The sequence below is a fragment of the Colwellia sp. 20A7 genome (assembly GCF_009832865.1).
In the GTDB taxonomy this organism is placed as follows: Bacteria; Pseudomonadota; Gammaproteobacteria; order Enterobacterales; family Alteromonadaceae; genus Colwellia.
The window spans coordinates 1,150,217-1,173,782 of record NZ_CP047130.1 but is presented as its reverse complement, the minus strand read 5'-3'; the positions used below and the strand labels follow the sequence as shown (position 1 = coordinate 1,173,782).

Annotated in this window: 24 protein-coding genes; 8 read left to right on the top strand and 16 right to left on the bottom strand. The window is 35.0% G+C overall.

The features are described 5' to 3' along the window. Positions 1-105 precede the first annotated feature (105 nt). The 11 genes from nqrM to bolA all read right to left on the bottom strand — a co-directional run bounded on the left by nqrM (position 106) and on the right by bolA (position 10,810). Positions 106-336, bottom strand: a complete 231-nt coding sequence (nqrM, locus tag GQS55_RS05120; RefSeq protein ID WP_159818570.1) for a (Na+)-NQR maturation NqrM — start codon at positions 334-336, stop codon at positions 106-108. A gap of 110 nt (positions 337-446) precedes the next feature. After that, complete coding sequence (locus tag GQS55_RS05115) at positions 447-1,478, bottom strand: FAD:protein FMN transferase (RefSeq protein ID WP_159818568.1); 1,032 nt, start codon at positions 1,476-1,478, stop codon at positions 447-449. Between the two features lie 226 nt (positions 1,479-1,704). Beyond that, positions 1,705-2,928 carry an NADH:ubiquinone reductase (Na(+)-transporting) subunit F gene (nqrF, locus tag GQS55_RS05110; RefSeq protein WP_159818566.1) on the bottom strand — a complete coding sequence of 408 codons (1,224 nt, stop codon included), beginning with the start codon at positions 2,926-2,928 and terminating at the stop codon, positions 1,705-1,707. 63 nt (positions 2,929-2,991) lie between these two features. Then, positions 2,992-3,615: an NADH:ubiquinone reductase (Na(+)-transporting) subunit E gene (nqrE, locus tag GQS55_RS05105; protein WP_159818564.1), complete on the bottom strand. Its 624-nt coding sequence runs from the start codon at positions 3,613-3,615 to the stop codon at positions 2,992-2,994. 4 nt (positions 3,616-3,619) lie between these two features. Then, positions 3,620-4,243: an NADH:ubiquinone reductase (Na(+)-transporting) subunit D gene (locus tag GQS55_RS05100; RefSeq protein WP_159818562.1), complete on the bottom strand. Its 624-nt coding sequence runs from the start codon at positions 4,241-4,243 to the stop codon at positions 3,620-3,622. Continuing rightward, a complete protein-coding gene (locus GQS55_RS05095) occupies positions 4,243-5,013 on the bottom strand; it encodes a Na(+)-translocating NADH-quinone reductase subunit C (protein WP_159818560.1) in 771 nt (256 codons plus the stop codon). Before GQS55_RS05095 ends, GQS55_RS05100 begins: the two co-directional genes overlap by 1 nt. Beyond that, entirely contained in the window at positions 5,006-6,208 is a 1,203-nt protein-coding gene (locus tag GQS55_RS05090) for an NADH:ubiquinone reductase (Na(+)-transporting) subunit B (protein WP_159818558.1), read from the bottom strand. Before GQS55_RS05090 ends, GQS55_RS05095 begins: the two co-directional genes overlap by 8 nt. A 2-nt stretch (positions 6,209-6,210) precedes the next feature. Then, positions 6,211-7,548 (bottom strand): Na(+)-translocating NADH-quinone reductase subunit A, encoded by a 1,338-nt coding sequence (locus GQS55_RS05085; RefSeq protein WP_159818556.1) that lies wholly within the window; start codon positions 7,546-7,548, stop codon positions 6,211-6,213. 436 nt (positions 7,549-7,984) lie between these two features. Continuing rightward, the gene (locus GQS55_RS05080; RefSeq protein WP_159818554.1) at positions 7,985-8,809 is read right to left on the bottom strand and encodes a GGDEF domain-containing protein; all 825 of its coding nucleotides are present in this window, start codon (positions 8,807-8,809) and stop codon (positions 7,985-7,987) included. Between the two features lie 348 nt (positions 8,810-9,157). Then, positions 9,158-10,348 (bottom strand): enoyl-ACP reductase FabV, encoded by a 1,191-nt coding sequence (gene fabV / locus GQS55_RS05075; protein ID WP_159818552.1) that lies wholly within the window; start codon positions 10,346-10,348, stop codon positions 9,158-9,160. A 147-nt stretch (positions 10,349-10,495) separates the two neighbouring features. Further along, positions 10,496-10,810, bottom strand: coding sequence for a transcriptional regulator BolA (bolA, locus tag GQS55_RS05070; protein WP_159818550.1), 315 nt, complete (start codon positions 10,808-10,810; stop codon positions 10,496-10,498). A gap of 254 nt (positions 10,811-11,064) precedes the next feature. On the opposite strand from bolA, the gene GQS55_RS05065 reads away from it, so the two are divergent. The 6 genes from GQS55_RS05065 (at position 11,065) to GQS55_RS19800 (ending at position 15,660) form a co-directional block, all read left to right on the top strand. Further along, a complete protein-coding gene (locus GQS55_RS05065) occupies positions 11,065-12,264 on the top strand; it encodes a methyltransferase (protein WP_159818548.1) in 1,200 nt (399 codons plus the stop codon). 119 nt (positions 12,265-12,383) lie between these two features. After that, entirely contained in the window at positions 12,384-12,959 is a 576-nt protein-coding gene (locus GQS55_RS05060) for a YajG family lipoprotein (RefSeq protein ID WP_159818546.1), read from the top strand. 22 nt (positions 12,960-12,981) lie between these two features. After that, positions 12,982-13,602: a peptidylprolyl isomerase gene (locus GQS55_RS05055; RefSeq protein WP_159818544.1), complete on the top strand. Its 621-nt coding sequence runs from the start codon at positions 12,982-12,984 to the stop codon at positions 13,600-13,602. Positions 13,603-13,782: 180 nt separating this feature from the next. Beyond that, positions 13,783-14,112, top strand: a complete 330-nt coding sequence (locus GQS55_RS05050) for a hypothetical protein (RefSeq protein WP_159818542.1) — start codon at positions 13,783-13,785, stop codon at positions 14,110-14,112. Between the two features lie 89 nt (positions 14,113-14,201). Beyond that, positions 14,202-15,488, top strand: a complete 1,287-nt coding sequence (locus tag GQS55_RS05045; RefSeq protein ID WP_159818540.1) for an AmpG family muropeptide MFS transporter — start codon at positions 14,202-14,204, stop codon at positions 15,486-15,488. Between the two features lies 1 nt (position 15,489). Further along, positions 15,490-15,660: a hypothetical protein gene (locus GQS55_RS19800; protein WP_201294568.1), complete on the top strand. Its 171-nt coding sequence runs from the start codon at positions 15,490-15,492 to the stop codon at positions 15,658-15,660. Positions 15,661-15,747: 87 nt separating this feature from the next. Here GQS55_RS19800 and GQS55_RS05040 read toward each other — a convergent pair whose 3' ends face one another. After that, entirely contained in the window at positions 15,748-16,641 is an 894-nt protein-coding gene (locus GQS55_RS05040; protein ID WP_159818538.1) for an ATP-grasp domain-containing protein, read from the bottom strand. Positions 16,642-16,767: 126 nt separating this feature from the next. Here GQS55_RS05040 and GQS55_RS05035 point away from each other — a divergent pair, with 126 nt between their 5' ends. Further along, positions 16,768-17,607 (top strand): HDOD domain-containing protein, encoded by an 840-nt coding sequence (locus GQS55_RS05035; RefSeq protein WP_159818536.1) that lies wholly within the window; start codon positions 16,768-16,770, stop codon positions 17,605-17,607. A gap of 51 nt (positions 17,608-17,658) precedes the next feature. Here GQS55_RS05035 and GQS55_RS05030 read toward each other — a convergent pair whose 3' ends face one another. The 4 genes from GQS55_RS05030 to GQS55_RS05015 all read right to left on the bottom strand — a co-directional run bounded on the left by GQS55_RS05030 (position 17,659) and on the right by GQS55_RS05015 (position 21,701). Beyond that, positions 17,659-18,039: a YacL family protein gene (locus GQS55_RS05030; protein WP_159818534.1), complete on the bottom strand. Its 381-nt coding sequence runs from the start codon at positions 18,037-18,039 to the stop codon at positions 17,659-17,661. 128 nt (positions 18,040-18,167) lie between these two features. After that, a complete protein-coding gene (locus GQS55_RS05025; RefSeq protein WP_159818532.1) occupies positions 18,168-19,550 on the bottom strand; it encodes a hypothetical protein in 1,383 nt (460 codons plus the stop codon). 359 nt (positions 19,551-19,909) lie between these two features. Further along, entirely contained in the window at positions 19,910-20,389 is a 480-nt protein-coding gene (gene argR, locus GQS55_RS05020) for a transcriptional regulator ArgR (protein WP_159818530.1), read from the bottom strand. Positions 20,390-20,489: 100 nt separating this feature from the next. Continuing rightward, positions 20,490-21,701, bottom strand: coding sequence for an acyl-CoA dehydrogenase (locus GQS55_RS05015; protein WP_159818528.1), 1,212 nt, complete (start codon positions 21,699-21,701; stop codon positions 20,490-20,492). 412 nt (positions 21,702-22,113) lie between these two features. Between GQS55_RS05015 and GQS55_RS05010 the strand changes: the two genes are divergently transcribed. Then, entirely contained in the window at positions 22,114-23,550 is a 1,437-nt protein-coding gene (locus GQS55_RS05010; RefSeq protein WP_201294566.1) for a COG3014 family protein, read from the top strand. Positions 23,551-23,566: the final 16 nt, after the last annotated feature.

Below are 23,566 nucleotides of genomic sequence, written 5' to 3'. Positions count from 1 at the left end.
AAAAGTTTAGTAAAGGGCTATTAAATAAATCGATTAAACAAACCGATTAAACAAAAAAAAGGATAGTAAGACTACTATCCTTAATAAGTTTATAATCTCAAAACACTAAAGATTGGTAACATCTATTCTATTTTTCAAGTTATCTTCAAGCGCTGATTTACGTTCACGTTCTTGACGTTTTTCACACGGATTTTCACAGTTACAGTCTTTTTCAATACCGACACTTGCTAAACCACCACAACTACCTGCTAACGTTTTATTTTGAAAAATATAACCTACAGCCATTGCTGCGCCTACAACCAGAAAAAAGCCAAAGGTAATAATAAAAATCATCATAATGTTATGCTCTCAATTAAATAATTAATGTTCAGGACTCAGGACAAGAGCCATTGGAATAAATTTAATGCGTATCTATGTTATTAATTAAGATCGACACACGGTAAGTATTATTTCAAATATTGTTTAAATTTTACCGTAAACTCTTCATGAAAGCCATTTTCAGCTTTAGAAATAAACAATACGGCTAAATCATTTTTTATCGCAAACTTCATCCCTTCTTCCGCTCCCATTACCATCATAGTTGTAGATAAGCCGTCGGCAGTCATTGATGATGGGGCGATAACAGTGACTGACACAAGATTGTGATTAATCGGTTTCCCCGTATCAGGATCAATTATATGAGAAAAACGTTGTCCGTCTGCTTCAAAGTAATTTCGATAATCTCCTGCAGTTGCAACAGCATTATCTTTTGGAATGATTACCTGTTGAGCGGCCCTATGATCACCTAAAGGATCAAAGATAGGTCTTTCTATCGCAATTGCCCACAGCTCTCCTGTATGCTTAAAACCTTTTAAACGCAGCTCTCCGCCTATTTCGACTAAATAGTTATGAATTCCATTCGCTTCAATTAATTCTGCAACCACATCAACCCCATAGCCCTTAGCAGTAGTAGATAAATCAACATACAAGTCAGGGATATCTTTTGATAGCTTATTATCGTCCAAATGCAGGTTATTTAACCCAACACGTAAACGTGTATTGGCTAGTAACTCATCACTTGGTACTTTTTCTGGTCTATGCTCAGGTCCAAAACCCCACAGGTTAACCAAAGGACCAACGGTAATATCTAATTTACCACCACTTAACTTACCTAAACGAATAGATTCCGCTAAGACTCGTTTAAAACCAGGTGAGACTTCAACAGGTTCAAGTGACTTAATATCGTTAAATCGAGATATTTCTGAATCAGGAATATAAGTCGACATTTCCTGATTAACTGCTTCTAAAAGAGTATCAATTTTTTTCTGTAAATCTAAAGCTTCAACTTCTTCTGTTGTAGCAACAACTTTAATATTATAAGTTGTTCCCATCGTATAACCTTGTAATAAAATTTCTTTTTTAGCGGAATTATTACTAGGAAAACAAGCAGTCAGGCTGACGGCTAATAACGTAACCAATATTAGTTTGAATTTATTCATTAGGTATTCCAAATTTATTATTTATATCCAGATACTAATCTCGATGATTTAATACCTTGATATAAATAATAAAAGACGACCTAAGTCGTCTTTTATTATGTGATTCAAATTAAACTGTAATTTGCAGATAGTTCGTTTTAGAGCAAAGAGAAGGCGCGGAGTTGACGTTAGTCAATTAGCACCTTCAATGCAGCTATTGGACGAAATAGCAAAAAATTCAGCTTAATTAGCCACCGAAGTCATCTAGCATGATGTTCTCGTCTTCTACGCCGAGATCTTTAAGCATATGAATAACCGCTGCGTTCATCATTGGTGGACCACACATGTAATACTCACAATCTTCTGGTGCTTCATGATCTTTTAAATAGCTTTCATAAAGTACGTTGTGAATAAAACCAGTTTTACCATCCCAGTTATCTTCTGGTTGTGGGTCACTTAATGCAACATGCCACTCGAAGTTATCATTATCAGCCGCTAAGCCGTTATAATCATCTTCATAGAACATTTCGCGTTTAGAGCGAGCACCATACCAAAAACTCATTTTACGCTTCGAATGAAGACGCTTAAGTTGATCAAAGATATGAGAGCGCATTGGTGCCATACCAGCACCACCACCGATAAATACCATTTCATTATCAGTTTCTTTAGCGAAGAACTCACCAAATGGACCTGAAATAGTTACTTTATCACCAGCTTTTAGGCTGAAGATGTATGAAGACATTTTACCAGCAGGTAAATGTAAACGTCCAGGAGGCGGCGTAGCAATACGCACGTTAAGCATTATAATGCCTTCCTCTTCAGGATAGTTAGCCATTGAGTATGCACGTAGAGTATCAGTGTCAACTTTTGACTCAACATCAAAGAAACCAAAATGGTTCCAATCACCTTTATACTGCTCATCAATATCAAAATCTTTATATTTAACATGATGTGCTGGTGCTTCAATTTGAATATAACCACCCGCTTTAAACGGTACTGATTCACCATTAGGAATTTGTAGTTTTAATTCTTTAATGAACGTTGCTTTGTTATCGTTAGAAATAACTTCACATTCCCATTGTTGAACACCGAAGATTTCATCTTCAACTTCAATTTCCATGTCTTGTTTAACTGCAACTTGACACGCTAAGCGACAACCTGTTTTAGCTTCACGTTTATTTATATGACCTTCTTCCGTAGGAAGAATATCACCACCACCTGAATGCACTTCAACACGACATTGACCACAAGTACCGCCGCCGCCACATGCTGAAGGAATAAAAATACCTTGATCAGCTAATGCGCCTAATAATTTACCACCTGCCGCAGTTACAACTGCTTTAGATGGATCACCGTTTATGCTAATCGTTACGTCACCACTTGATACTAGCTTAGATTTAGCAAATAAAATTACTAATACTAAGGCAATAACTATCGTTGTGAACATCGATACGCCGAGAATAATTTCCATCGACCTTTCCTTAAACTTATCTAAGGGTGTAACGTATATAAATATGCGTTACACCGACCAAATTTATAACGAAATACCACCGAAAGACAAGAAGCCAAAAGCCATTAGTCCAGCAGTAATAAATGTGATACCTAAACCTTTCAATCCATCTGGTACATCAGAGTATTTCATCTTCTCACGGATACCAGCGAGAAGAACAATCGCTAATGCCCAACCAACACCAGAGCCAATACCATAAACAACTGACTCACCAAGCGTTAAGTTTTTAGATACCATAAATGATACCGCACCAAAAATCGCACAGTTAACTGTTATAAGTGGTAAAAATATACCAAGGGCTTGATAAAGTGAAGGAAAATACTTATCTAGTACCATTTCCAAGATTTGAACTAATGCAGCAATTACACCAATAAAGGTAATAAAAGATAAAAAGCTTAAATCAATCGATTCATTCGGGTCAGTAATGCCTAAAACAGCATCAAGCGCACCTGGTGCTAATATTGCTTGGTATATAATTTGGTTCATTGGAACAGCCAAACCAAGTACAACAACAACAGCAACACCTAAACCAATAGCAGTATCTACTTTTTTCGATACCGCAAGAAAAGTACACATACCTAAGAAAAACATTAATGCGATGTTTTCAATAAAAATAGACTTAACTAATAATGCAATATAATGTTCCATGGTATTAATCCTTCTCTACTTGTTCTGGTTTCCATTGGCGAATAGCCCAAATGATTAAACCAATAACGAAGAATGAACTAAATGGTAATACTAATAAACCATTCGCCTGATACCAGCCATCATTTTGAATCAATGGTAGAATTTCAATACCAAATAAGGTACCAAAACCAAATAACTCACGGAAAAAGGCAACTATCATTAATATTAAACCGTAGCCTAAACCGTTACCGATACCATCGATAAAGCTAACAACAGGTTTTTCTTTCATGGCAAATGCTTCCGCACGTCCCATTACAATACAGTTAGTAATAATCAAACCAACGAAAACCGATAGTTCTTTAGATAACTGATACGAAAAAGCTTTAAGCACTTGGTCAACTACAATTACTAAAGATGCAATGATAGCCATTTGTACAATAATACGTACGCTTGAAGGTATATAGTTACGAATCGAAGAAATGAAGAAGTTAGAGAATGCAGTTACAAAAATAACAGCTAAACTCATAACCAAGGCATTCGCCATCGAACTGGTTACCGCTAAAGCAGAACAAATACCTAATACTTGTAATGCTATCGGGTTATTGTCAACAATAGGACCCGTTAATACTTTTTTAGCATCTGAAGACATTATTTAACCCCTTCTGCACGATATTTAGTAATGAAAGGAGCATAGCCTTCTTCACCAAACCAAAACTGTAATGTGTGAGTAACACCGTTACTTGTTAAAGTTGCACCTGATAATGCATCCACACCGTGAATATCATTAGGTTTAGCACCACCTTTAATTAGCTTAATTTTAACTTCACCAGCGTCGTTATATATTTTTTTACCCGGCCATAAGGCTTTCCATTTAGGGTTAAGTACTTCTGCACCTAATCCAGGAGTTTCCTTATGATCAGAGTAAATAACACTTTTCACTGTATTTAAGTCAGACTCTAAACCAACATAACCATACATTAAGTCCCATAAACCAGAACCAATAATCGGTAATACAATAGTATCAATAGAACCCGACTCTGATTTTATTAGGTAAATAACCGCTGTATTAGAACGACGATTAATACCTGCTATATCATTTTCAGGCTTAATTGATAAAGCTTTATCACGAGAGTTGCGACGCTCATCAAATAATAATGGATCACTATCAATGAATTCACCTGAATCAAGATCAATCATTTTAGCATCAACATATTTATTATATGTTTCAACAATATTGCCGTTTGCTTTTTCAATTAACTTAGCGGCTTCTAATACTTTAGTTTGTTGATCAAGTAACTTGTTTGCATCTTGTTTATCTTTTAAACCTACTGCAGAAATAGACACTAAGGCAGCACAGACTAAACAGACCGCTAGAACGAATAATATCGTTCCTAATGGAGTTTCTTTATTACTAGACATTGCGTGCAAGCCTCCGTTTAATATTGCTTTTCACCACAAAGTAATCAAACAGTGGTGCGAACAAGTTAGCGAATAAAATAGCTAACATCATACCTTCTGGGAATGCAGGGTTCACTACGCGAACGAGTACAACCATTACACCAACTAAGGCACCAAACCAATATTTACCTGTGTTGGTAAAAGATGCTGAAACAGGATCTGTTGCCATAAACATCATACCAAAAGCAAAACCACCAATAACTAAATGCCAATGCCAAGGCATTGCAAACATAGTGTTAGTGTCGCTTCCAACAGTGTTGAACATCAATGAGGTAATAACCATACCGCCAAACACACCTAGTACGATGCGCCATGAGGCAATACCTTTATAAAGTATATAAGCACCACCAAGAAGGATAGCGAAAGTTGATACTTCACCTACAGAACCAGGGATGAATCCCCAAAAAGCGTTCCACCAATCAGCATTTATTGAATAATCAACAAGGCCTTGATTAGCAGCACTTAGCATTGTAGCGCCAGAGAAACTGTCAGCAGCAACCCATACAGCATCACCTGAAATTTGTGCAGGATAAGCAAAGAATAAAAACGCACGACCCGCTAATGCTGGGTTTAAGAAGTTTTTACCTGTGCCACCAAAAATTTCTTTAGCGATAACAATACCGAAGGTAATACCAATGGCTACTTGCCATAAAGGAATACTTGCTGGCAAAATTAATGCGAATAAAATAGAAGAAACGAAGAAACCTTCATTCACTTCATGCTTACGCACGGCAGCAAAAAGTACTTCCCAAAAACCACCTACGACAAAAGTAACTGCGTAGATAGGTAAGAAGAACATGGCACCATAGAAGGTCATATCTAATAAGCCTGAGCTTGCTGATAATGAACCACCTAAAAAGTTGAATAAATCAACCTGCCAAGACTGTGGTAAAGAATAACCAGCAGCTAAAGCGTCAACCGCTTGATAACCGATGTTATACATACCAAAAAACATGGCAGGGAAAACCGCAAGCCATACTGTGATCATAATACGTTTTAAATCAATACTATCACGAACGTGAGTTTTACCCTTGTTTACATAACCAGGAGTAAATAAACCTGTTGCAACAGCTTCATATAACGCAAACCACTTTTCATGTTTGCCGCCTTTTTCAAAATGCGGCTCTATATCTTCAATAAACTTTTTCACGCCCATGACTAACCTTCCTTCTCGATAGTAGTTAGACAGTCACGAAGAATTACACCGTAATCTGTTTTGCCAGGGCAAACAAATGTACACAGTGCTAAGTCTTCTTCGTCTAGCTCTAAGGCACCAAGTTGTTGCGCACTATCAGTATCACCTGAACAAATATCACGTAAAAACAAGGTAGGTAAAATATCTAATGGCATAACACGTTCGAAATTACCAATAGGTACCATTGCGCGTGAACTACCGTTAGTGGTGGTTGTCATGTTAAACAGCTTCTTAGGGAAGAAGTGAGACATATAAGCGCGAGTTACTGAAAATTTATTTGGACCAGGGTACATATATCCAATAAATTCTTTTTCGCGACCTTCAAGAATCAAAGACACTTGAACATGATAACGACCTAAATAACTATGTACAGCTGTTGCCGTTGCACCCATTAATAATGAACCAGACACTACACGAACTTCACCATCTGTAATTTCACCGGCTGTTAATTCACTTGTATTTGCACCTAAAACAGTACGAATTAAGCGAGGATTTTTGGCAGCTGGCCCGGCAATCGAAATAACACGTGTGTTATCAAGCTCACCTGTAGTGAATAATTTAGCAATAGCGATGACATCTTGATAGCCTACATGCCAAACAAACCTTTCAGCACTTGCAGCTTTTAAGAAGTGAATATGCGTACCCACTAAACCAGCAGGATGTTTACCTGCAAACTCAGTTACAATCGCATTAGCATCAACAGGAATATTAGCTCCTGGTGCTTTACTTACAAAAACTTCGCCTTCAGTTAAACGAGAAAGAATCGTTAAACCTTGTTTGAAAGCTTCCGCTTGCTCGGCAATAATAACTTCAGGGTTAGCGGCTAAAGGATTAGTATCCATCGCGCTAACAAAGATAGCTTGGGGAGCGCTATCAACTGCTGGAATTTTGCTGAATGGGCGTGTTCTTATTGCAGTCCAAAGACCAGATTCAACTAAGTTATTTACCACATTCTCACGTGATATAGCACCTAATTCGTTGGCCGAGTAACTAGCAAATATTTCTTGATCAGAGCCATCAATATCGATAACGACTGATTGTAAAACACGTTTTTCACCACGGTTAATTTCTTTAACAACACCGGCAGCTTGAGCTGTGAATTTAACGCCAAGGTTCTTTTTATCACTAAAAATCACTTGACCTTTTTTAACACGATCACCCACTTTTACAAACATGGTTGGACGCATACCCACAAACTCTTCACCTAATGTCGCAACGGTTTTGATGGACGGACCATCATGGATTACCTGCTGTGGAGCTCCATTTACAGGAACATCTAAGCCTTTTTTTATTGTAATCATAAACACTTGCACTACTTTTGATGGGAGTAAAAAATCAACGGCATATTTATCCTTAATAATTGGCATAACCCAAATAAAAAAGACATATAAGTAATTGATTTCAGTGTATTTCAGTAAAGAACTTATTTATTCATTCGAAAAAACAAGACCCACTGGCTCTAAGTTAAATTTTTCTGGTGCAAATATTACCAAAAAAAGTCTTTTCATTCTACGCTCATTCACAAATTTTCACTACAATTTAGACTATAGTGGTATCTTTTGGACTAAAAAAAGAGCAAAAGCTCAACCATTAACATTTATTTAATAAAAAAGACTTGTTTGATGATACAGATCAATTAATTTTTTAGGTTATTTTCTAATAATGAAGATTAAAATTAAATGTGCTAAGTCGCTAGATTAATACTGCTGATAAATAAAAGTAGTCCGTAACTAAAATTTAACAAACACAATTACGACCTGCATTTTTTGCTTGGTACAGTTTTTCATCTGCCTCTTTCAATTTACTGTCAATTTCATTGTAACTGTGGGCAATTGCCACACCAAAACTCATTGTTATTTTTAACTCTTTAGTTTCATGCTTTAGTCTCATACCACTAACTGCACTTCGCATTTTTTCAGCTATTTTCATGCCGGTATCATAATCTGTATTTGAAAAAAAAATTAAAAATTCCTCTCCTCCAACGCGAGAAACAATATCTTCATCACGAATAGATTGTTCCATTGTTCTAGCCAATTTTTCCAAAATAAGATCGCCAGTTTGATGACCATAATTATCATTAAAGCTTTTAAAGTAATCTACATCACCCATGATCAGCACCATGGGGAAACGATTCGGTACGTTTGCCTTGCTGGCAGGAATAAATACCGCATCGATAAAACGACGATTAGGTAAATTAGTAAGTATGTCAGTATTCGCTTGCTGTTCTTTAGTGATATTAATGTCAGTCATCGCGGAGTGGCTGTGTTCACGAAAATATTCATTAATAAAACTAAGAATGTTGACGACAAAAAAAGAAGAGAGGAAACGAATAACTTCAATATCAGAATAATGAGCTATTAATAGTTCCTGATTATTAAGCATAAGTAATAAGGATACAAATACGATTCCGTTAGTGATAGATCCATAAAGATAACCAAGCATTGCAAAGAGTACTAACGGAAAGGGGAAGGTCCAATAAAGCGCGGTATTATCAATACCTCCTTGGTAAACCAAGACCAGACAAAAAATAACAATACTTAAGCTGATAATATTACAGCTCAAATCTAAGCACTTATAAAAATAAAATAAAACTAAATTGGCAAGGAAAATAAGAAGGGTAATAAATACGGTTAAAAAAATAACTATATCGTTATTGATATAATTAACATAACTAAAGAATGATAGCGCTATACAACCAAAGCAACTAAATCCTAAAAAAGAATAAAGTCGTCTATTGTAATCAACAAAGTTACTATCATTACGCTCAAAAAAGTGTGAAAACCAAAGACTAGGCATATCATCAGCTACAAAATTTTAAATTCACCTAATTATAGATGACTAAATTGAGTCCTACAAAAAATAAAAAACCGATGACAAGCATCGGTTTTAAAGTAGATAGTTTTAACTGTATTAACTTAGGTTATTAATACTCACTTCTGGGCTAACATCTGCATCATAATCAACCCCGTCAACACCAAAACCAAACAGTTTTAGAAATTCATTATGATAACCAACATAATCAGTTAAATCATCAATAGTCTCTGTTTCAACAGTATTCCAAATATCAGTAATACGTTGTTGAACACTGTCTTCTAGCTCTTTATAGTTTTGACGGAAACGCCCTTGGTCGTCAAGACGTGGACTATTACTATAAATATTTTCTTTAAACAAATTAGCGATTTGTTCAATACATCCTTCATAGGTGCCATCAGCTTTCATTACTTTAAACATGGCTGAAATATATAGTGGCATAATTGGGATAGCTGAGCTTGCTTGCGTTACTACTGCATTAAGTGATGTAACACGTGCTTGGCCATCAAGACTAGCCGTTGCAGCATTAATAGCTGTAGCTGCGCGATCTAAATCTTCTTTTGCTTTACCAATAGTCGCTTTACCATATATTGGCCACGTTAATTCTTTGCCAATATATGTATAAGCAACAGTTTTAACACCTTGTGCTAATACATCAGCTTCTTTTAATGCATTTAGCCAAAGCTCCCAATCGGCACCACCCATAACATCGATAGTACCTTGGATTTCTTCTTCATTCGCTGCTTCTACAGAAACTGAATCAATAGTACGTTTAGAAGTATTTAAGTTTCGAGTAGTAACACTTTCACCAATAGGCTTTAAAGTAGATGAGTATACTTCACCTGAATCAGGATCAGTTCTACGTGGTGATGCTAATGAGTATATTACTAAATCAATTTTACCTAAATCAGCTTTAATGGTTTCAATTGCTTGCGCTTTAATTGCATGAGAGAAAGCATCACCATTAATATTTTTAGAATAAATACCCGCTTCATCTGCAGCCTTTTGAAAAGCGGCAGTATTGTACCAGCCAGCTGATCCTGTTTTCTTTTCTGTTGGTGGTTTTTCAAAGAAAACACCTAATGTGCTAGCATTATGACCAAATGTTGCAGTAATACGTGAAGCTAAACCATAGCCAGTAGATGCACCAATAACTAAAACATTTTTAGGGCCATTATCGCTAGACGCTTGAGTTTTAACATAAGAAATCTGCTCGTTAACATGTGCTTCACAGCCTACTGGGTGAGCATTAGTACAAATAAAACCACGAATTTTTGGTTTGATAACCATAAGAAAACCTTTTAAATTACTTTTATAAAGAATAAATTTATGCCCATATTACTCCGAGGTAGCATGGGAATTTTCCGCTATTGTACCTTGCTAATAAATCAAAGAGGTACGAGCAGTGAAAAAAAGAAGAAATAACGACTGAATAAGTTATTTACTTCCGCCTAAACAATTCGGTGACAATGGTGTATTGTCGGCATAATAATCATGCCACTCTTTTTCGGTATAGGTATGTAATGCAAGCGCATGTATTTTTCCTGCTAGCTCTTCAGCTAATAAGGAGTTAATTGCACGGTGGCGCTTAATTAAACGCTCACCTTCAAATTTATTAGACACAATAGTCACTTTAAAGTGTGACTCACTTCCTGGCGGCACATTGTGATTATTGCTTTCGTTAATTACGTCTAGGTGTAACGGGGAAAAAGCAGAGAGAATTTTTTCTTCAATGACGGTAGCTATAAACATTATTATTCTCGATAAAATGAAAGGTGTACTAATAATTTTAGTCGATTAAATTCTATATGCCATCAACAAAGAAACAAAAGCAAATATTTATCAATCGACACAACTTAGTACCATTAATCTATTTAGTATTTTAATAGTCTTTATTTTAGTTACTTTTATGGGGGTGAATCAACATTTAAACAAGTATATTTTGAAGTCGCTTGCGGATATGTCACAATAACTCATATTAATTTCTATCCTACATTACTTTTAAAATGCTTAGCCCTTTTTTTCTTCATGATAAACAATTAACACTGGTGCGTTTTCCGTTAGCACAAGTAAATCGCAGTTTACAGGCATGGGATGCCGCTGACGAATATTTAATCAATTATATTAACACTGAACAGTTACTCTCTGAAAAGTCTCGTGTGGTAATTTTTAATGATGCTTTTGGCGCATTAACGACACATTTTTGTGTTCCAAAAAATGCAGATGATACTTATCCTAATAAAGTAGACGTTTATTGTATTAATGATTCTTATATAAGCAGCCAAGGGATTGCCTGTAATATTGAAAAAAATCTATTGAGTCATGACAATGTCACACAACTAAATTGTTTAGATTCTCTTCCTCAAAACATTGAGGTTATTTTATTTAAAATCCCTAAAAGCAAATCACTGTTAATAGAACAATTAATCATGATTAAGGATAGTGTTGACCAAAATAAAACAGGACAACAGCCAATATTTATTGCTGCTGATCGTGCAAAAGATATTCATAGTTCAACGCTTAAATTATTTGAAAAATATTTAGGAACAACAACAACCTCACTTGCAGTAAAAAAAGCACGGTTAGTTTTTTGCCAATTTGATCAAGAGCAAACCCAAAAATCTCCTTTTCCAACAATATGGCCCTTAGCTAATAAAACCTTAAATTGTGACTTTTCTATTAGTAATCATGCCAATGTTTATTCAAGAGAAAAGCTTGATATAGGTGCTCGATATTTTATTGAAAACCTACCGCATGTAGCAGAAAATAGCCAAGTAATTGATTTGGGTTGTGGTAATGGTGTTATAGGTTTAACTATATTAGCCCAACAACCCAGTGCTAAAATACAGTTTTTTGATGAGTCACACATGGCTATAACATCTGCGAAAGAAAATATTAACAATAACTTACCTGATTTAATCACACAATGTCAGTTTCAACTCAATGATTGTTTAAGTAATGTTGAAAGTAATAGTGTTGACTTGATTTTATGTAACCCTCCCTTTCATCAGCAAGCTGCAACTACAGATCATATTGCATGGCAAATGTTTAAAGATAGCCATAGAGTATTGAAAAAAGGAGGAGAGTTACGCATTATTGGTAATAGACAATTGGCATATCATATAAAACTAAAAAGAATCTTTGGTAATGAAAAACTGATTGCTAGTAATGACAAATTTGTCACACAGTCAGCCATAAAGAGATAATTGGGCATAATGATGTTATTACTTTCTAACAAAAAATCACTTAACAAAAAATGATTACCAAAAGATAATAACCAAAAAACTAATCACTAAACTGACTAACAACAAAGCGGCTACCTCTCATGAAATTTAATACTGTTATCCATAAAGTTACTGCATGTTTACTATTATTAGGGTTATACGGATGTGCCAATGTACCTAGCCACATAATTATTGCTCCTGAGATATCGAGTCCATCAAATACTGTGCAAAATAACAAACAAGCACAACTTGATGTAATCGATATGCGTACATCAAATCATATTGTACAAATTATGCGAGAAGGCAAAGCCGCTACTCTTGTTTCAGCACAAGAAAGGCTTGAAAATACGATTCAAGAAACCTTAACTAAGCATTGGAAGAAGCAACAACTAACGCTTAACAATAATGCTATCAACACTATTAATATCACTATTGATAAAGCGATTATCAATGTTGAACAATCAACCTTCGATTATAAAGTACAAACAGAAATCATATTAAAAGTAATAGTAAACAATGGCTCAGAAACACTCACTAGCACCTTTAAAAACCGAGGTAATAGTGATGGGCCTTTTAAAGCAGACATAGCTGTATTAGAGCGTAACTTTAATGAGCGTTTAGCCAAGCTACTAGAGCAAATTATAGTAAACCAAAAGATCAGTGATTTTTTAATATAACCCCCTAATAGAGATTCATTTCATGCAATTTTTTTGTAACTTAATTACTACCCCTAAAATTACCCGTACATTTTTACTCGGTTTGGCTTTATTTAGCTCAGTAGCATTTACTAAAAACCTTGCTATTGATCCAACTAATATTTACCCAAAAGTAAAATTAGAAACAAGCATGGGAGTAATTATTGTTGAACTTGACCGTGTTAAAGCACCAATGACTGTTGATAACTTTTTAACGTATGTTGTCACTGGTGAATACAACAACACTATCTTTCATCGTATCGTCGAAGACTTTATCGTACAAGGTGGTGGTTATGATGCTGACTTTATTCCAAAAAAAACGAACGGTGATATTATTAATGAATCAGGCAATGGTTTAAAAAATGAAATAGGCACTATTGCAATGGCCAAAGAAAATAGACCGCATACGGCCAACAGACAATTCTTTTTTAATATTAACGACAACACCAATTTAGATCCTGGAAGACGTTGGGGCTATGCAGTGTTTGGTATGATTATGGAAGGAGAAGAAGTACTTGAGGCGATAGCTAAGGTAAAAACTGAATATAATGAGGCTATCGGTTGGGAAAATGTACCACTAGCGCCTATAATATTGATTAAAGCTACGCTATTACCATCAGAGTAATTAACATAATGTTACATATTTATTAAGAATAATGGACTAATTTTTTTAACAAAAGAACCTGTAACATTAATAAATGTATATACTTTATTCTTTTTTAGCCCGTAATTGTTGAGCATAACAACATATGCGGTTCATCAATTAAATTATTCAGGAAGCAAGGACGTCTTCATGGGGTCCGTCATGATAATTGAACAATTCATCAATACTAAAGTAATACAAATGGTGGCTTATGTTAACGCCGTTATAAATAGCTCGATTCACTATACCGAATTAGATAATTTCATTTTAGATACGATGAGTGAATGGACTTTATTAAACGTATTAGATGAAACGCCAAGCAATGCAAAAGAACGTGTTTTTTGGCATTTAATACATCAGATAAGTGTCAATGGTGCTAAAGCTTTAAAATATGATTTATTCTTTAAAAGTGAAATAAATACCTGTCTTGATTTTTTTAATGGTGTTGGCAGTTATCCTATTGATTGCATTGGTTGGCGCCCTATTCCTTAAATAACATTCAGTTTAATAATGTTAATCTCCTTCTGCTCAGTTCAACTCTCTGATAAGCTTGCATGATCAATTTTGCAAAGTAGTAATTAATGTCGAATACATCGTTTAAACAAGCTATTTTAAACAAGCGTATGCTAATTTGTATTTTTACAGGTTTTAGTTCGGGCTTACCTTTATTTGTACTTTATCAATTAGTGCCCGGTTGGCTGCGCGATCAAGGAGTTAGCTTAGCAGAAATAGGCTTATTTTCTTTAATAGGTATTCCCTATGTGTGGAAATTTATTTGGTCGCCGTTAATAGATCGCTATTCGTTAGGTGGCTTAGGTAGAAGACGAAGTTGGATGTTAGCAACACAGATATTATTACTGGGTTCAATCGCCGCTTTTGGTTGGGTAAATCCCGTCGCTGATATTTGGTCGGTAGCATACTTAGCAGCCGCGGTGGCTTTTTTCAGTGCTAGCCAAGATATTGTATTAGACGCATATAGACGTGAATTACTACCCGATAATGAATTAGGCCTTGGAAACTCTATTCATGTTCAAGCTTATCGCTTGTCTGGCCTTGTACCCGGTTCATTAGCCTTTATTCTTGCCGATCATATCAGTTGGCAATCTGTTTTTATGATTGTGGCTGCTTTCATGGTTGTTGGTGTTTTATTAACTTTATTTATTAAAGAATTAGATACTGAGCAAAATGCACCAAAATCATTAAAAGATGCGGTGATACTACCTTTTAAAGACTTTATACAAAGTAATGGCTTCAAACCAGCCTGCTATACACTCGCTTTTTTAGTTTTATATAAATTAGGTGATAATATGGCCACGGCGTTACAAACCCCATTCTTTATTGATATGGGCTTTAGTAAAACAGAAATAGGTGTTATCGCTAAAACATCTTCTTTGATTGCTATGACTGTAGGTATAGTTGTTGGTGGTCTTGTTATGATAAAACTCAGCATCAACCGTGCTTTATGGTTGTTTGGTTTTGTGCAAATAGCAAGTATTCTTGGCTTTGCAGCCCTTGCTGAAATTGGCCATAACAATTACGCTTTGGCCATAGCAATGGGCTTTGAATATTTAGGCGTAGGTTTAGGTACCGCGGCTTTCACCGCTTTTATAGCTCGTACAACAAACCCTGCTTTTGCCGCAACACAAATCGCTCTTTTTACGGCATTAGCTGTTCTACCTAGAACATTTGCTAATGCTACTACAGGATTTATTGTAGAACAAATAGGTTGGACTCAATTTTACTTTCTATGTACCGCATTAGCTGTTCCCGGTATGTTAATGCTATTTAAAGTAGCACCTTGGCATGAACCAGTTAAACAAATAAACGTGAATAAATCTGAGCCTACAACTAATTCATCAGGACATTAACATGATCAAATTTTTCTTTATATTACCTATCCTCATGAGTGCTATTTGGTGGTGGTATCTCGATAACCATGGTTATAGCTTAAAGGAAGGTATTAAAGGCTTTACTTATATATTAATATTCAATGCGGTAATTATACTTTTTTTTACCACCATGATTTATGTAACACGTTAGCTAACGTGTTACATAAAGACAAAAATTCTATTAATAAATACTGTAGCTAAGTTTTTTACTTAAGGATATCCTACATAAGAGCTAATGTTAGCAATATTCCTTCATCCGTTTAACAAAAGCATTCACAAAATTATCAGCTGAGTTGTCATCCATATTAAAATATAGTGAAGGCTCTATTAATTCAGCTTCCATTAAAGCAAATGCGGCCTTCGCATTGTTATCTCGGACAAAATCAATACGCGCATATAAGGGAATTTCTCCTGTTAAGTGGTTAATCGCAGCTAAAGTACTCTCTGCTTGTGCTAATAACGCTTTTTCAGGCGTTATTAACTCTAATTGCCCACCATGCTCTTCTTGTACTCTAAAATCATCTTTTTTTGGTGTTTTTAAAATAGCGTGACTATACTTGCCGGAGAAATAAAATAAAGAAAATTCACCTTCTTCAATCACACTGCTCATAAATGGTTGAACCATAAACTCGCTTTGTGAAAAAATATCTTCTAGTTGACTCAAACAGGTTTCAAACGTTTCTTTTTTTAGCCAAAAAGTATTGTCTGCATTAGCGCTTATCCTAGGTTTAATCACAATTTGTTGACAGCTGAAATAGTCAAAAAAACTAATAATATCTTTAGCTGAAAAGTTACTCCCCCACAAAGTTGGCACAATATTGACTTGTTGTTCAGCGAGTGATTTTAAATATATTTTATCAATATTCCAACGAACGGTTGCTAACGAGTTTTGTAATACCGCTCTTGAGCGCTCAATTTCTTCTAATACCGATATAAAAGCACTAGCATCATCTTGGTAATCCCATGGGCTTCGAATAATAACGGCATCGAATTGTTGCCAATCTACACTTCTTTCCCGCCATGACACTAATTGTGTTTGCCATCCTCGCTGTGCTAAAGACTTATCAAGTAAACTATCATAACATTCAAAATCAGACAGATTTTCCATCGTTAAAATTGCGCAATTATTCATAAAAAACCTTGAAACCATACAATATAAAGATAAACTTTAACAAATATTTTTAATAATATTAAGTAATTATCACTAATATGCTTTAGAATTAACCCAATCTTTTAAATTTACACTACTATTCTTTTTATGCTTATTGTTGATCAAAATGTTTTAGACGATATCAGTAAAGGTTTTGCTGTTCCTGCACAGCCTCAGTTACTCCTTAACCTTTTAAAATTGATGGCAGAACCATACCCTAACACCAATGCTATTGCTGATTGTATTAGCCAAGATATTGCTGTTAGTGCGGCCATTTTAAAAGCGGTTAACTCACCATTATATGGATTAGGTAGAACTATTACTGATATAAAAATGTCAGTAAAATATATCGGCATTTATGGTGTAGTCATGCTGATCACTAATAGTCTTATCAAAAAAAGTTTTGATCCTAAAAATTGTAGTATTAATCTAGAAGATTTTTGGCGCACCACAACAGATATTTCTAATGCTACTGTGGCAATTGGAAAGAGATTCAAACAAAGTATTGCAATGGACAAACTCTCTAGTCTAGGGTTATTTCATGACTGTGGTATTCCTGTGCTAGCGATGAAACATAATAACTACCAAGAGGTTGTTGATCAATTAGCATTAACTTCAGACTTATCATTAGTCAAATTAGAAGAACAGAATTTTCATGTGAACCACGCAATTCTAGGCTATTACGTAGCAAGTTCATGGCGTTTGCCAAAAGATGTTTGCCAAATAATATTACAACACCACGAGATAGACTATTTAGATAGATTAAATGGCTCACCAGAGCAAGATTTATTTGCGATATTGAAGCTAGCTGAGCATGTTGTTTCATTAAAAAATCTAGATGAAGCTTCAGCTGATTGGCCGTATTTGGAAAAGCCAATAATTTCTATATTAGGAATAAAAAAAGAAGAACTGCCTGAAATTATTCTTCAAATTAGCGCCTCTTTATAACCTAATATATTGTCCATATTAGGTTTCACTCGAGTTAAGAAAATATTATTCTTATAAGTTATTGTTAAACATTGCCCATGAAATAAGTAGTTCTTTAAAATCATCAATACCGCAAGCAGCACCTTCATTATCATCAAAATGAATATGTTCGGTTGTTAACATCTCTGGTAGCGACTCTATACCATCTAAGCTTGCATTAGTGTGTATTTCAACATCATCTTGACTGATCGATATCGTGTATTCATGGCCAGTAATTACCACTTCACTCTGAGACCCCTTTTCAACATCATCAATCACTGCTAATAAGTGCTTTAGCTTGGTATTATCATTCCCTAGCTCAACTTCAATCCATGGGCCTATTACCTCATGCTCTAAAGAGAATCGGGCTTTAGCGTTACCTGTTATTGCATCGTGTATAAATTCATATTCCATAAGTTTACCATTTTACTTTTTCATAAGTTTCATCGCTAATTATAGCAAAAGAAAGACTACAAAGTTAATTTGCTTTAGGAAGTTTGAATTTATTAATACCACCGTAATAGTCACCCTAAAAATTGAGTTCAGGGTCGAATATTTGCTCTATTAAAAGAGTATTCATCAGGAAATAAGCTTTTTAAAATACCTTTTCGAGCTAATCCCGCTATCTTTTGATCAAAGTAGGACTTTAGAAAATGCCCTTTAGGCGTGTTATGGAAAACAAGAAATAAAGGAGAGCTTTCCATTAACACCACTCTTGGTAAAGCCAGAGTCGATTGTTCCAAGTTATAATCATATTCAATAACAATATCAATTTTATTATTCTTTAATAGTGTCTCGCATTGTGTAAATGATGTTTCGACGATATTATCTTTAGAAATAAACGCAATATGTTTACGTAAAGTGCTTCCTGCATCTATGCAAGCAGTCAGCGTGGCATCTTTTTCTTTAATACGATCTAACGTTTTATTATTACGAGCAAAAGCATAAAGAGGGTATTCATAATCAAGATGATATGAAGAAAAAATAGCATCAATTACTACATCCTCTTTATAGGCACCTACCAATACATCAATTTGATCTTGCTCAAAAGAATGAATAGCCCTAGCCCAAATAGAAGTGTTTTTAGTAATAGAAAAGTCTTCATTAAACACTTTTTCAATTATATCCCAATAAGCCCCTGTACTATCAGCATTACTATAATCATCCCAAGTACCTGAAATGAAGCTAACCTCTTTAGGTACATCACTTAAATGATAAACAGAATTAATACTATACTTTTGTTGTAATTTGGCCACAGTACCATTGTGTTCTAACTCTTGAAAAGCCTTAAGAAGCGGTTTTGCTAAGTGTTTATACTTCGGTGATAGATAATGATAATCATATTTATGTGTAATGGTCTCAACGATAAAATCCGGATTTTCATAAATTTCAGGAGCCAATAAAAAGTTCATAATCAAAACAGAATCTGCCCGCCTTTTTAAAATAATTTCATTAAGATTATCAGGGTTATTAAGTCCTAATTTGTCCACATCACCAGGTAAAGATTCAGCATAACTTACGGCTAAAATGGCTCCTTTAGGATAAACAATAGACTCTATATCTTCATTTAAACAATAACCACAACGACGTCTATCGCTTACTCTAAGAAGAGAGAAGTCAAACAGTTCATAGGGTATTTTGACTAACTTAGGGAATTGACTTTCAATAATAGAGCTTCTTGCAATAGCTGCTGCTAATCTACCGTTATTGACAAGTTCTAACTCCTGAGAGCTAGTGAGGTTTACCCAATTGATTTCATGATCTATTAATGCATACGCTTTTATTAAAAGCTCTTTAGCATATAAGGCATGGTTAGAGTTAGTAGATAATTTTAGATCAATTACAGTGTTTTTTTTTGAAATTACAGGCTCCGCCCACAACACCGTAGATAGGGAAATTAAAAAAGTATAAAATATATATTTCATATTTATGGGTAGCCTGAAAAAATAGTTAATCAGAAAACATAAGTATGAGTATGAATAAAATAGTAACTTTGATCAACTTAGTTTAGTTAACGCCGGTAATTAAACTAGTAACTAAACTAGTAACTAAACTAGTAACTAAACTAGTAACTAAACTAGTAACTAAGCCGATAACAGCTTACTACTGTAATACTTATTATGGTGGGTGAATAACTCGCTATTATTTTATTAAGAGTTAACAAAACGAGCTATTCAGATGCTTTGCGGCAATCTATTTATGTGAATTTAGAATTAGGTCAACGGCCTGATTAAGAGTCTATGAATATATGGTCATCATGAATTCTAAATTTCATCATGCTCTATTAGCTGGCATTTACACCAAGCAAAGTACGAATCGATTGTGATATTTCTTCAATTCGTTCAGCTTCTACTGGTGCAATAAAAATAGTATCATCACCTGCAAGCGTTCCTAAAATACCCGCTGATTCGCCCATGCTATCAAGCATTCTAGAAATTAAAGGAGCCCCACCAATACCTGTTTTTAATATAATTTGCATACCATTATGTTTAACACTTAGCACTACTGATTCAATAGAGTGCTTTGACTTTGGCACAGCTAATTCATCAGGTAAAATATAAATCATTTCATTTTTAGCATTACGTGTTTTTACTGCTCCTAACTTAGATAACAAGCGAGATATTTTAGCCTGAGACATATTTTCAAATCCCTGCTCAGCTAGCGCTTCTGCTAATTGTCCTTGCGAACCATAGCATTGTCCTTTTAATAATCGTTTAAACGCATACACCAAATTCGATTCATTTTGTTTTCTAAGAGTGGTCATCTTTATGCTGTCTCAAAGTGCAAGTAAGTAGAAATATAATTACAATAAAATTTCTACTATTCTACACTAAAAAATTTTAATTAGTATGACTTGCTTAATCTTAAAAAAACGCCTGAATGCCCGTTTGAGCCCTACCTAAAATAAGTGCATGAACATCATGTGTACCTTCATAAGTATTTACCGCTTCTAAGTTCATAACATGACGAATAATGTGAAATTCATCGCTGATACCATTACCTCCGTGCATATCCCTAGCCGCTCGAGCAATATCTAATGCTTTACCACATGAATTACGTTTAATTAAAGAAATAGCTTCCGGCGCTAGTTGCCCAGAGTCCATTAATCGCCCTGCTTGTAAACAAGCTAATAACCCCACACTAATATCTGTTTGCATATCTGCTAATTTTTTCTGAATAAGCTGTGTTGCCGCTAACGGCTTACCAAATTGTTCACGATCAAGGGTGTATTGACGAGCACCATGCCAACAAAACTCTGCAGCGCCTAACGCGCCCCACGCAATACCATACCGAGCCTTATTTAAACAACCAAAAGGTCCTGACAGTCCTTCAGCCTTGGGAAGCATATTTTCCTTTGGCACAAAAACATTCTCCATTACAATTTCACCTGTGATAGATGCACGTAACGAAAACTTCCCTTCAATTTTTGGCGCACTTAAACCAACCATGCCCTTTTCAAGAATAAAACCTTTAATCACGCCATTTAGCTTAGCCCAAACAATGAAGACATCTGCAATAGGAGAATTGGTAATCCACATTTTACTTCCGTTGAGTTGATAACCACCATCAACTTCAACTGCTTTAGTTGACATACTTGCAGGATCTGAGCCTGAATTAGGCTCAGTTAAACCAAAACAACCAATCGCTGCACCGCTAGCCAACTTAGGTAAAAACTTCATTTTTTGTTCTTCACTTCCATAAGCATGTATTGGGTGCATCACTAATGACGATTGCACACTCATCGCACTACGATAACCACTATCTACCCGCTCTACTTCACGAGCAATTAAACCATAAGTCACATAGTTAACGCCGGCACAACCATACTTTTCATCGATAGTTGCCCCAAGTAAGCCTAGCTCGCCAAGCTCTTTCATAATGCCAACATCAAAACGTTCGTGCCGATTTGCTAATAAAATACGTGGCATTAACTTTTCTTGGCAGTACTGATGAGCACTATCACGTATCATGCGCTCTTCTTCAGTTAATAATGACTCTAGCAGTAGCGGATCTTGCCAATTAAAACGAATTTTATTTTGTTGTGATTTTTTTGAATTAGTAAGTTCTTCTGACATAGATATAAATACCTTAAATGTGTATCGAGTAAGTAAAATTTTATTAGTATATTCGTTTATATCAAATTCTAATTCAACGCTGAGGCAAGTCAATATTTGTCTAACAAGGAACACGACTTTGATGACTAAAATCAATAAACTATTCATTAACCAGTGAATTAATCTATGTATTAACAGATGAATTAACCTTTAAATTAAATTATAGATTAACCTAACTAATGTCAGAGAAAGTATTATTTATGAATACTGAAGAATAAGAGTATTTCTCTTTTGTTCGCGTTAAAGTGATTTTTTAGGTAATTATTCAGCTTTATTTTCTATATAATGCAAGTAGGAAGTAAACTAGGTTGAACTAATAAACAATACTTCATGTCTAAACAGCTCGCTATCTAGGATGAAAAAAGTTAACCGTATGAAAGTAACCTTTATAAAAACCTCTATATTCATACTCCTGTCACTAATACTAAGTGCTTGCAGTACCGGTGCATTTAATGACTTATTCAGTAATTACAATCAGCAAATGCGAGAAGTAAAACAGGCGCAACAACAAGGGAATTTTCAGCAAGCTATTAGCTTGATTCCTTCGCGTAACTCAGGTGATAGTAGCTATAATTTACATTTACTGGAAAAAGCCCGTTTAGCTTTCTTAGCGACAGATATTGAGCAAAGTAAAACTGACTTTGAGCAAGTATACCAACTCATTCAGCAAGACCAGCTTTCAGCAAAAATTGAGCTTAGTAGAGGTGTTGAGAATGTTGCCGCAATAATGAGTAATGACAACGCGACTCGTTATGACATCCCCTTCTATGAGCAAAGTATGCTGCATACTTATCAAGCGCTGAACTACTTAGCCCAGAAAAACTTATCTGGTGCTTTGGTAGAAGTTCGTCGTGCTAACTTAGTACAAGATCAAGCGCTAAAAAATAATGCTAACAATATTTTAAAAAATCAAGAAAAAATGTCAGCACAAGGTTTGAATATTAGTAAATTTGATAGCCAATATCCAACAATGAATAATGCTATTGGCAATGTTAAAAATGGCTTTCAAAATGCCTACACATTTTACTTATCCGCTTTACTTTATGAAGCCGCAGGCCAACGTAATGATGCGTACATTGATTACAAAAAAGCATTAGAAATCTATCCTAATAATAGCTACATACAGCAAGATGTTTGGCGATTAGCGAATAACCTATCTATGAGTGCTGATATAAGTTTATTAAAAACAACGTTACCTGACACTATCATTAGTAAAAACAACCCATTAGATAAAAAAAACAATGGGCAAGTTATTGTAATTACGGAAAACGGCATAGTAGCAGCAAAGCAAGAAATAGCGCTCAACTTACCTATTTTTACTCGTCACAATCAAATGCGATTTTACAGTGTCGCTTTACCTAGCTACCAGAATTACTTAACGAGCTATTCACCATTAAGCCTGCAATACCAAGGTAAACGTTATCAATCACAAGAGATAGTAAGGCTACAATCTTTAGCCGCGAAACAATTGAAAGATGATTTACCCGCGATGGTCACCAGACAAATAGTTAGGTTAGTTGCCAAAGAAGAACTTAGACAACAGTTATCACGAAATAATGGTGAGCTTGGAAACCTTTTTGCTAGTATTTATAACCTTGCAACAGAAAAAGCTGACACGCGAAGTTGGAGTACACTACCTGATAGCATTCATATAATGCGATTAAACTTACCGGTAGGTGAACATAATATTACGCTTAATATAAATGGATTGAACCAGCAAGTTGAGATATTAGTTAATCCCGATAGAATTACTTTAATAAAATTAACCGCTATAGGTACCTTTCATCACTATCAAACCTATAATCTTTAGCATATAAATTTTAACT

What these genes read in the sequence shown, in the direction of transcription:
- nqrM (WP_159818570.1), bottom strand. Translation starts at nt 336, where the DNA reads ATGATGATTTTTATTATTACCTTTGGCTTTTTTCTGGTTGTAGGCGCA.
- GQS55_RS05115 (WP_159818568.1), bottom strand. Translation starts at nt 1,478, where the DNA reads ATGAATAAATTCAAACTAATATTGGTTACGTTATTAGCCGTCAGCCTG.
- nqrF (WP_159818566.1), bottom strand. Translation starts at nt 2,928, where the DNA reads ATGGAAATTATTCTCGGCGTATCGATGTTCACAACGATAGTTATTGCC.
- nqrE (WP_159818564.1), bottom strand. Translation starts at nt 3,615, where the DNA reads ATGGAACATTATATTGCATTATTAGTTAAGTCTATTTTTATTGAAAAC.
- GQS55_RS05100 (WP_159818562.1), bottom strand. Translation starts at nt 4,243, where the DNA reads ATGTCTTCAGATGCTAAAAAAGTATTAACGGGTCCTATTGTTGACAAT.
- GQS55_RS05095 (WP_159818560.1), bottom strand. Translation starts at nt 5,013, where the DNA reads ATGTCTAGTAATAAAGAAACTCCATTAGGAACGATATTATTCGTTCTA.
- GQS55_RS05090 (WP_159818558.1), bottom strand. Translation starts at nt 6,208, where the DNA reads ATGGGCGTGAAAAAGTTTATTGAAGATATAGAGCCGCATTTTGAAAAA.
- GQS55_RS05085 (WP_159818556.1), bottom strand. Translation starts at nt 7,548, where the DNA reads ATGATTACAATAAAAAAAGGCTTAGATGTTCCTGTAAATGGAGCTCCA.
- fabV (WP_159818552.1), bottom strand. Translation starts at nt 10,348, where the DNA reads ATGGTTATCAAACCAAAAATTCGTGGTTTTATTTGTACTAATGCTCAC.
- bolA (WP_159818550.1), bottom strand. Translation starts at nt 10,810, where the DNA reads ATGTTTATAGCTACCGTCATTGAAGAAAAAATTCTCTCTGCTTTTTCC.
- GQS55_RS05065 (WP_159818548.1), top strand. Translation starts at nt 11,065, where the DNA reads ATGCTTAGCCCTTTTTTTCTTCATGATAAACAATTAACACTGGTGCGT.
- GQS55_RS05060 (WP_159818546.1), top strand. Translation starts at nt 12,384, where the DNA reads ATGAAATTTAATACTGTTATCCATAAAGTTACTGCATGTTTACTATTA.
- GQS55_RS05055 (WP_159818544.1), top strand. Translation starts at nt 12,982, where the DNA reads ATGCAATTTTTTTGTAACTTAATTACTACCCCTAAAATTACCCGTACA.
- GQS55_RS05050 (WP_159818542.1), top strand. Translation starts at nt 13,783, where the DNA reads ATGATAATTGAACAATTCATCAATACTAAAGTAATACAAATGGTGGCT.
- GQS55_RS05045 (WP_159818540.1), top strand. Translation starts at nt 14,202, where the DNA reads ATGTCGAATACATCGTTTAAACAAGCTATTTTAAACAAGCGTATGCTA.
- GQS55_RS19800 (WP_201294568.1), top strand. Translation starts at nt 15,490, where the DNA reads ATGATCAAATTTTTCTTTATATTACCTATCCTCATGAGTGCTATTTGG.
- GQS55_RS05040 (WP_159818538.1), bottom strand. Translation starts at nt 16,641, where the DNA reads ATGAATAATTGCGCAATTTTAACGATGGAAAATCTGTCTGATTTTGAA.
- GQS55_RS05035 (WP_159818536.1), top strand. Translation starts at nt 16,768, where the DNA reads ATGCTTATTGTTGATCAAAATGTTTTAGACGATATCAGTAAAGGTTTT.
- GQS55_RS05030 (WP_159818534.1), bottom strand. Translation starts at nt 18,039, where the DNA reads ATGGAATATGAATTTATACACGATGCAATAACAGGTAACGCTAAAGCC.
- GQS55_RS05025 (WP_159818532.1), bottom strand. Translation starts at nt 19,550, where the DNA reads ATGAAATATATATTTTATACTTTTTTAATTTCCCTATCTACGGTGTTG.
- argR (WP_159818530.1), bottom strand. Translation starts at nt 20,389, where the DNA reads ATGACCACTCTTAGAAAACAAAATGAATCGAATTTGGTGTATGCGTTT.
- GQS55_RS05015 (WP_159818528.1), bottom strand. Translation starts at nt 21,701, where the DNA reads ATGTCAGAAGAACTTACTAATTCAAAAAAATCACAACAAAATAAAATT.
- GQS55_RS05010 (WP_201294566.1), top strand. Translation starts at nt 22,114, where the DNA reads ATGAAAGTAACCTTTATAAAAACCTCTATATTCATACTCCTGTCACTA.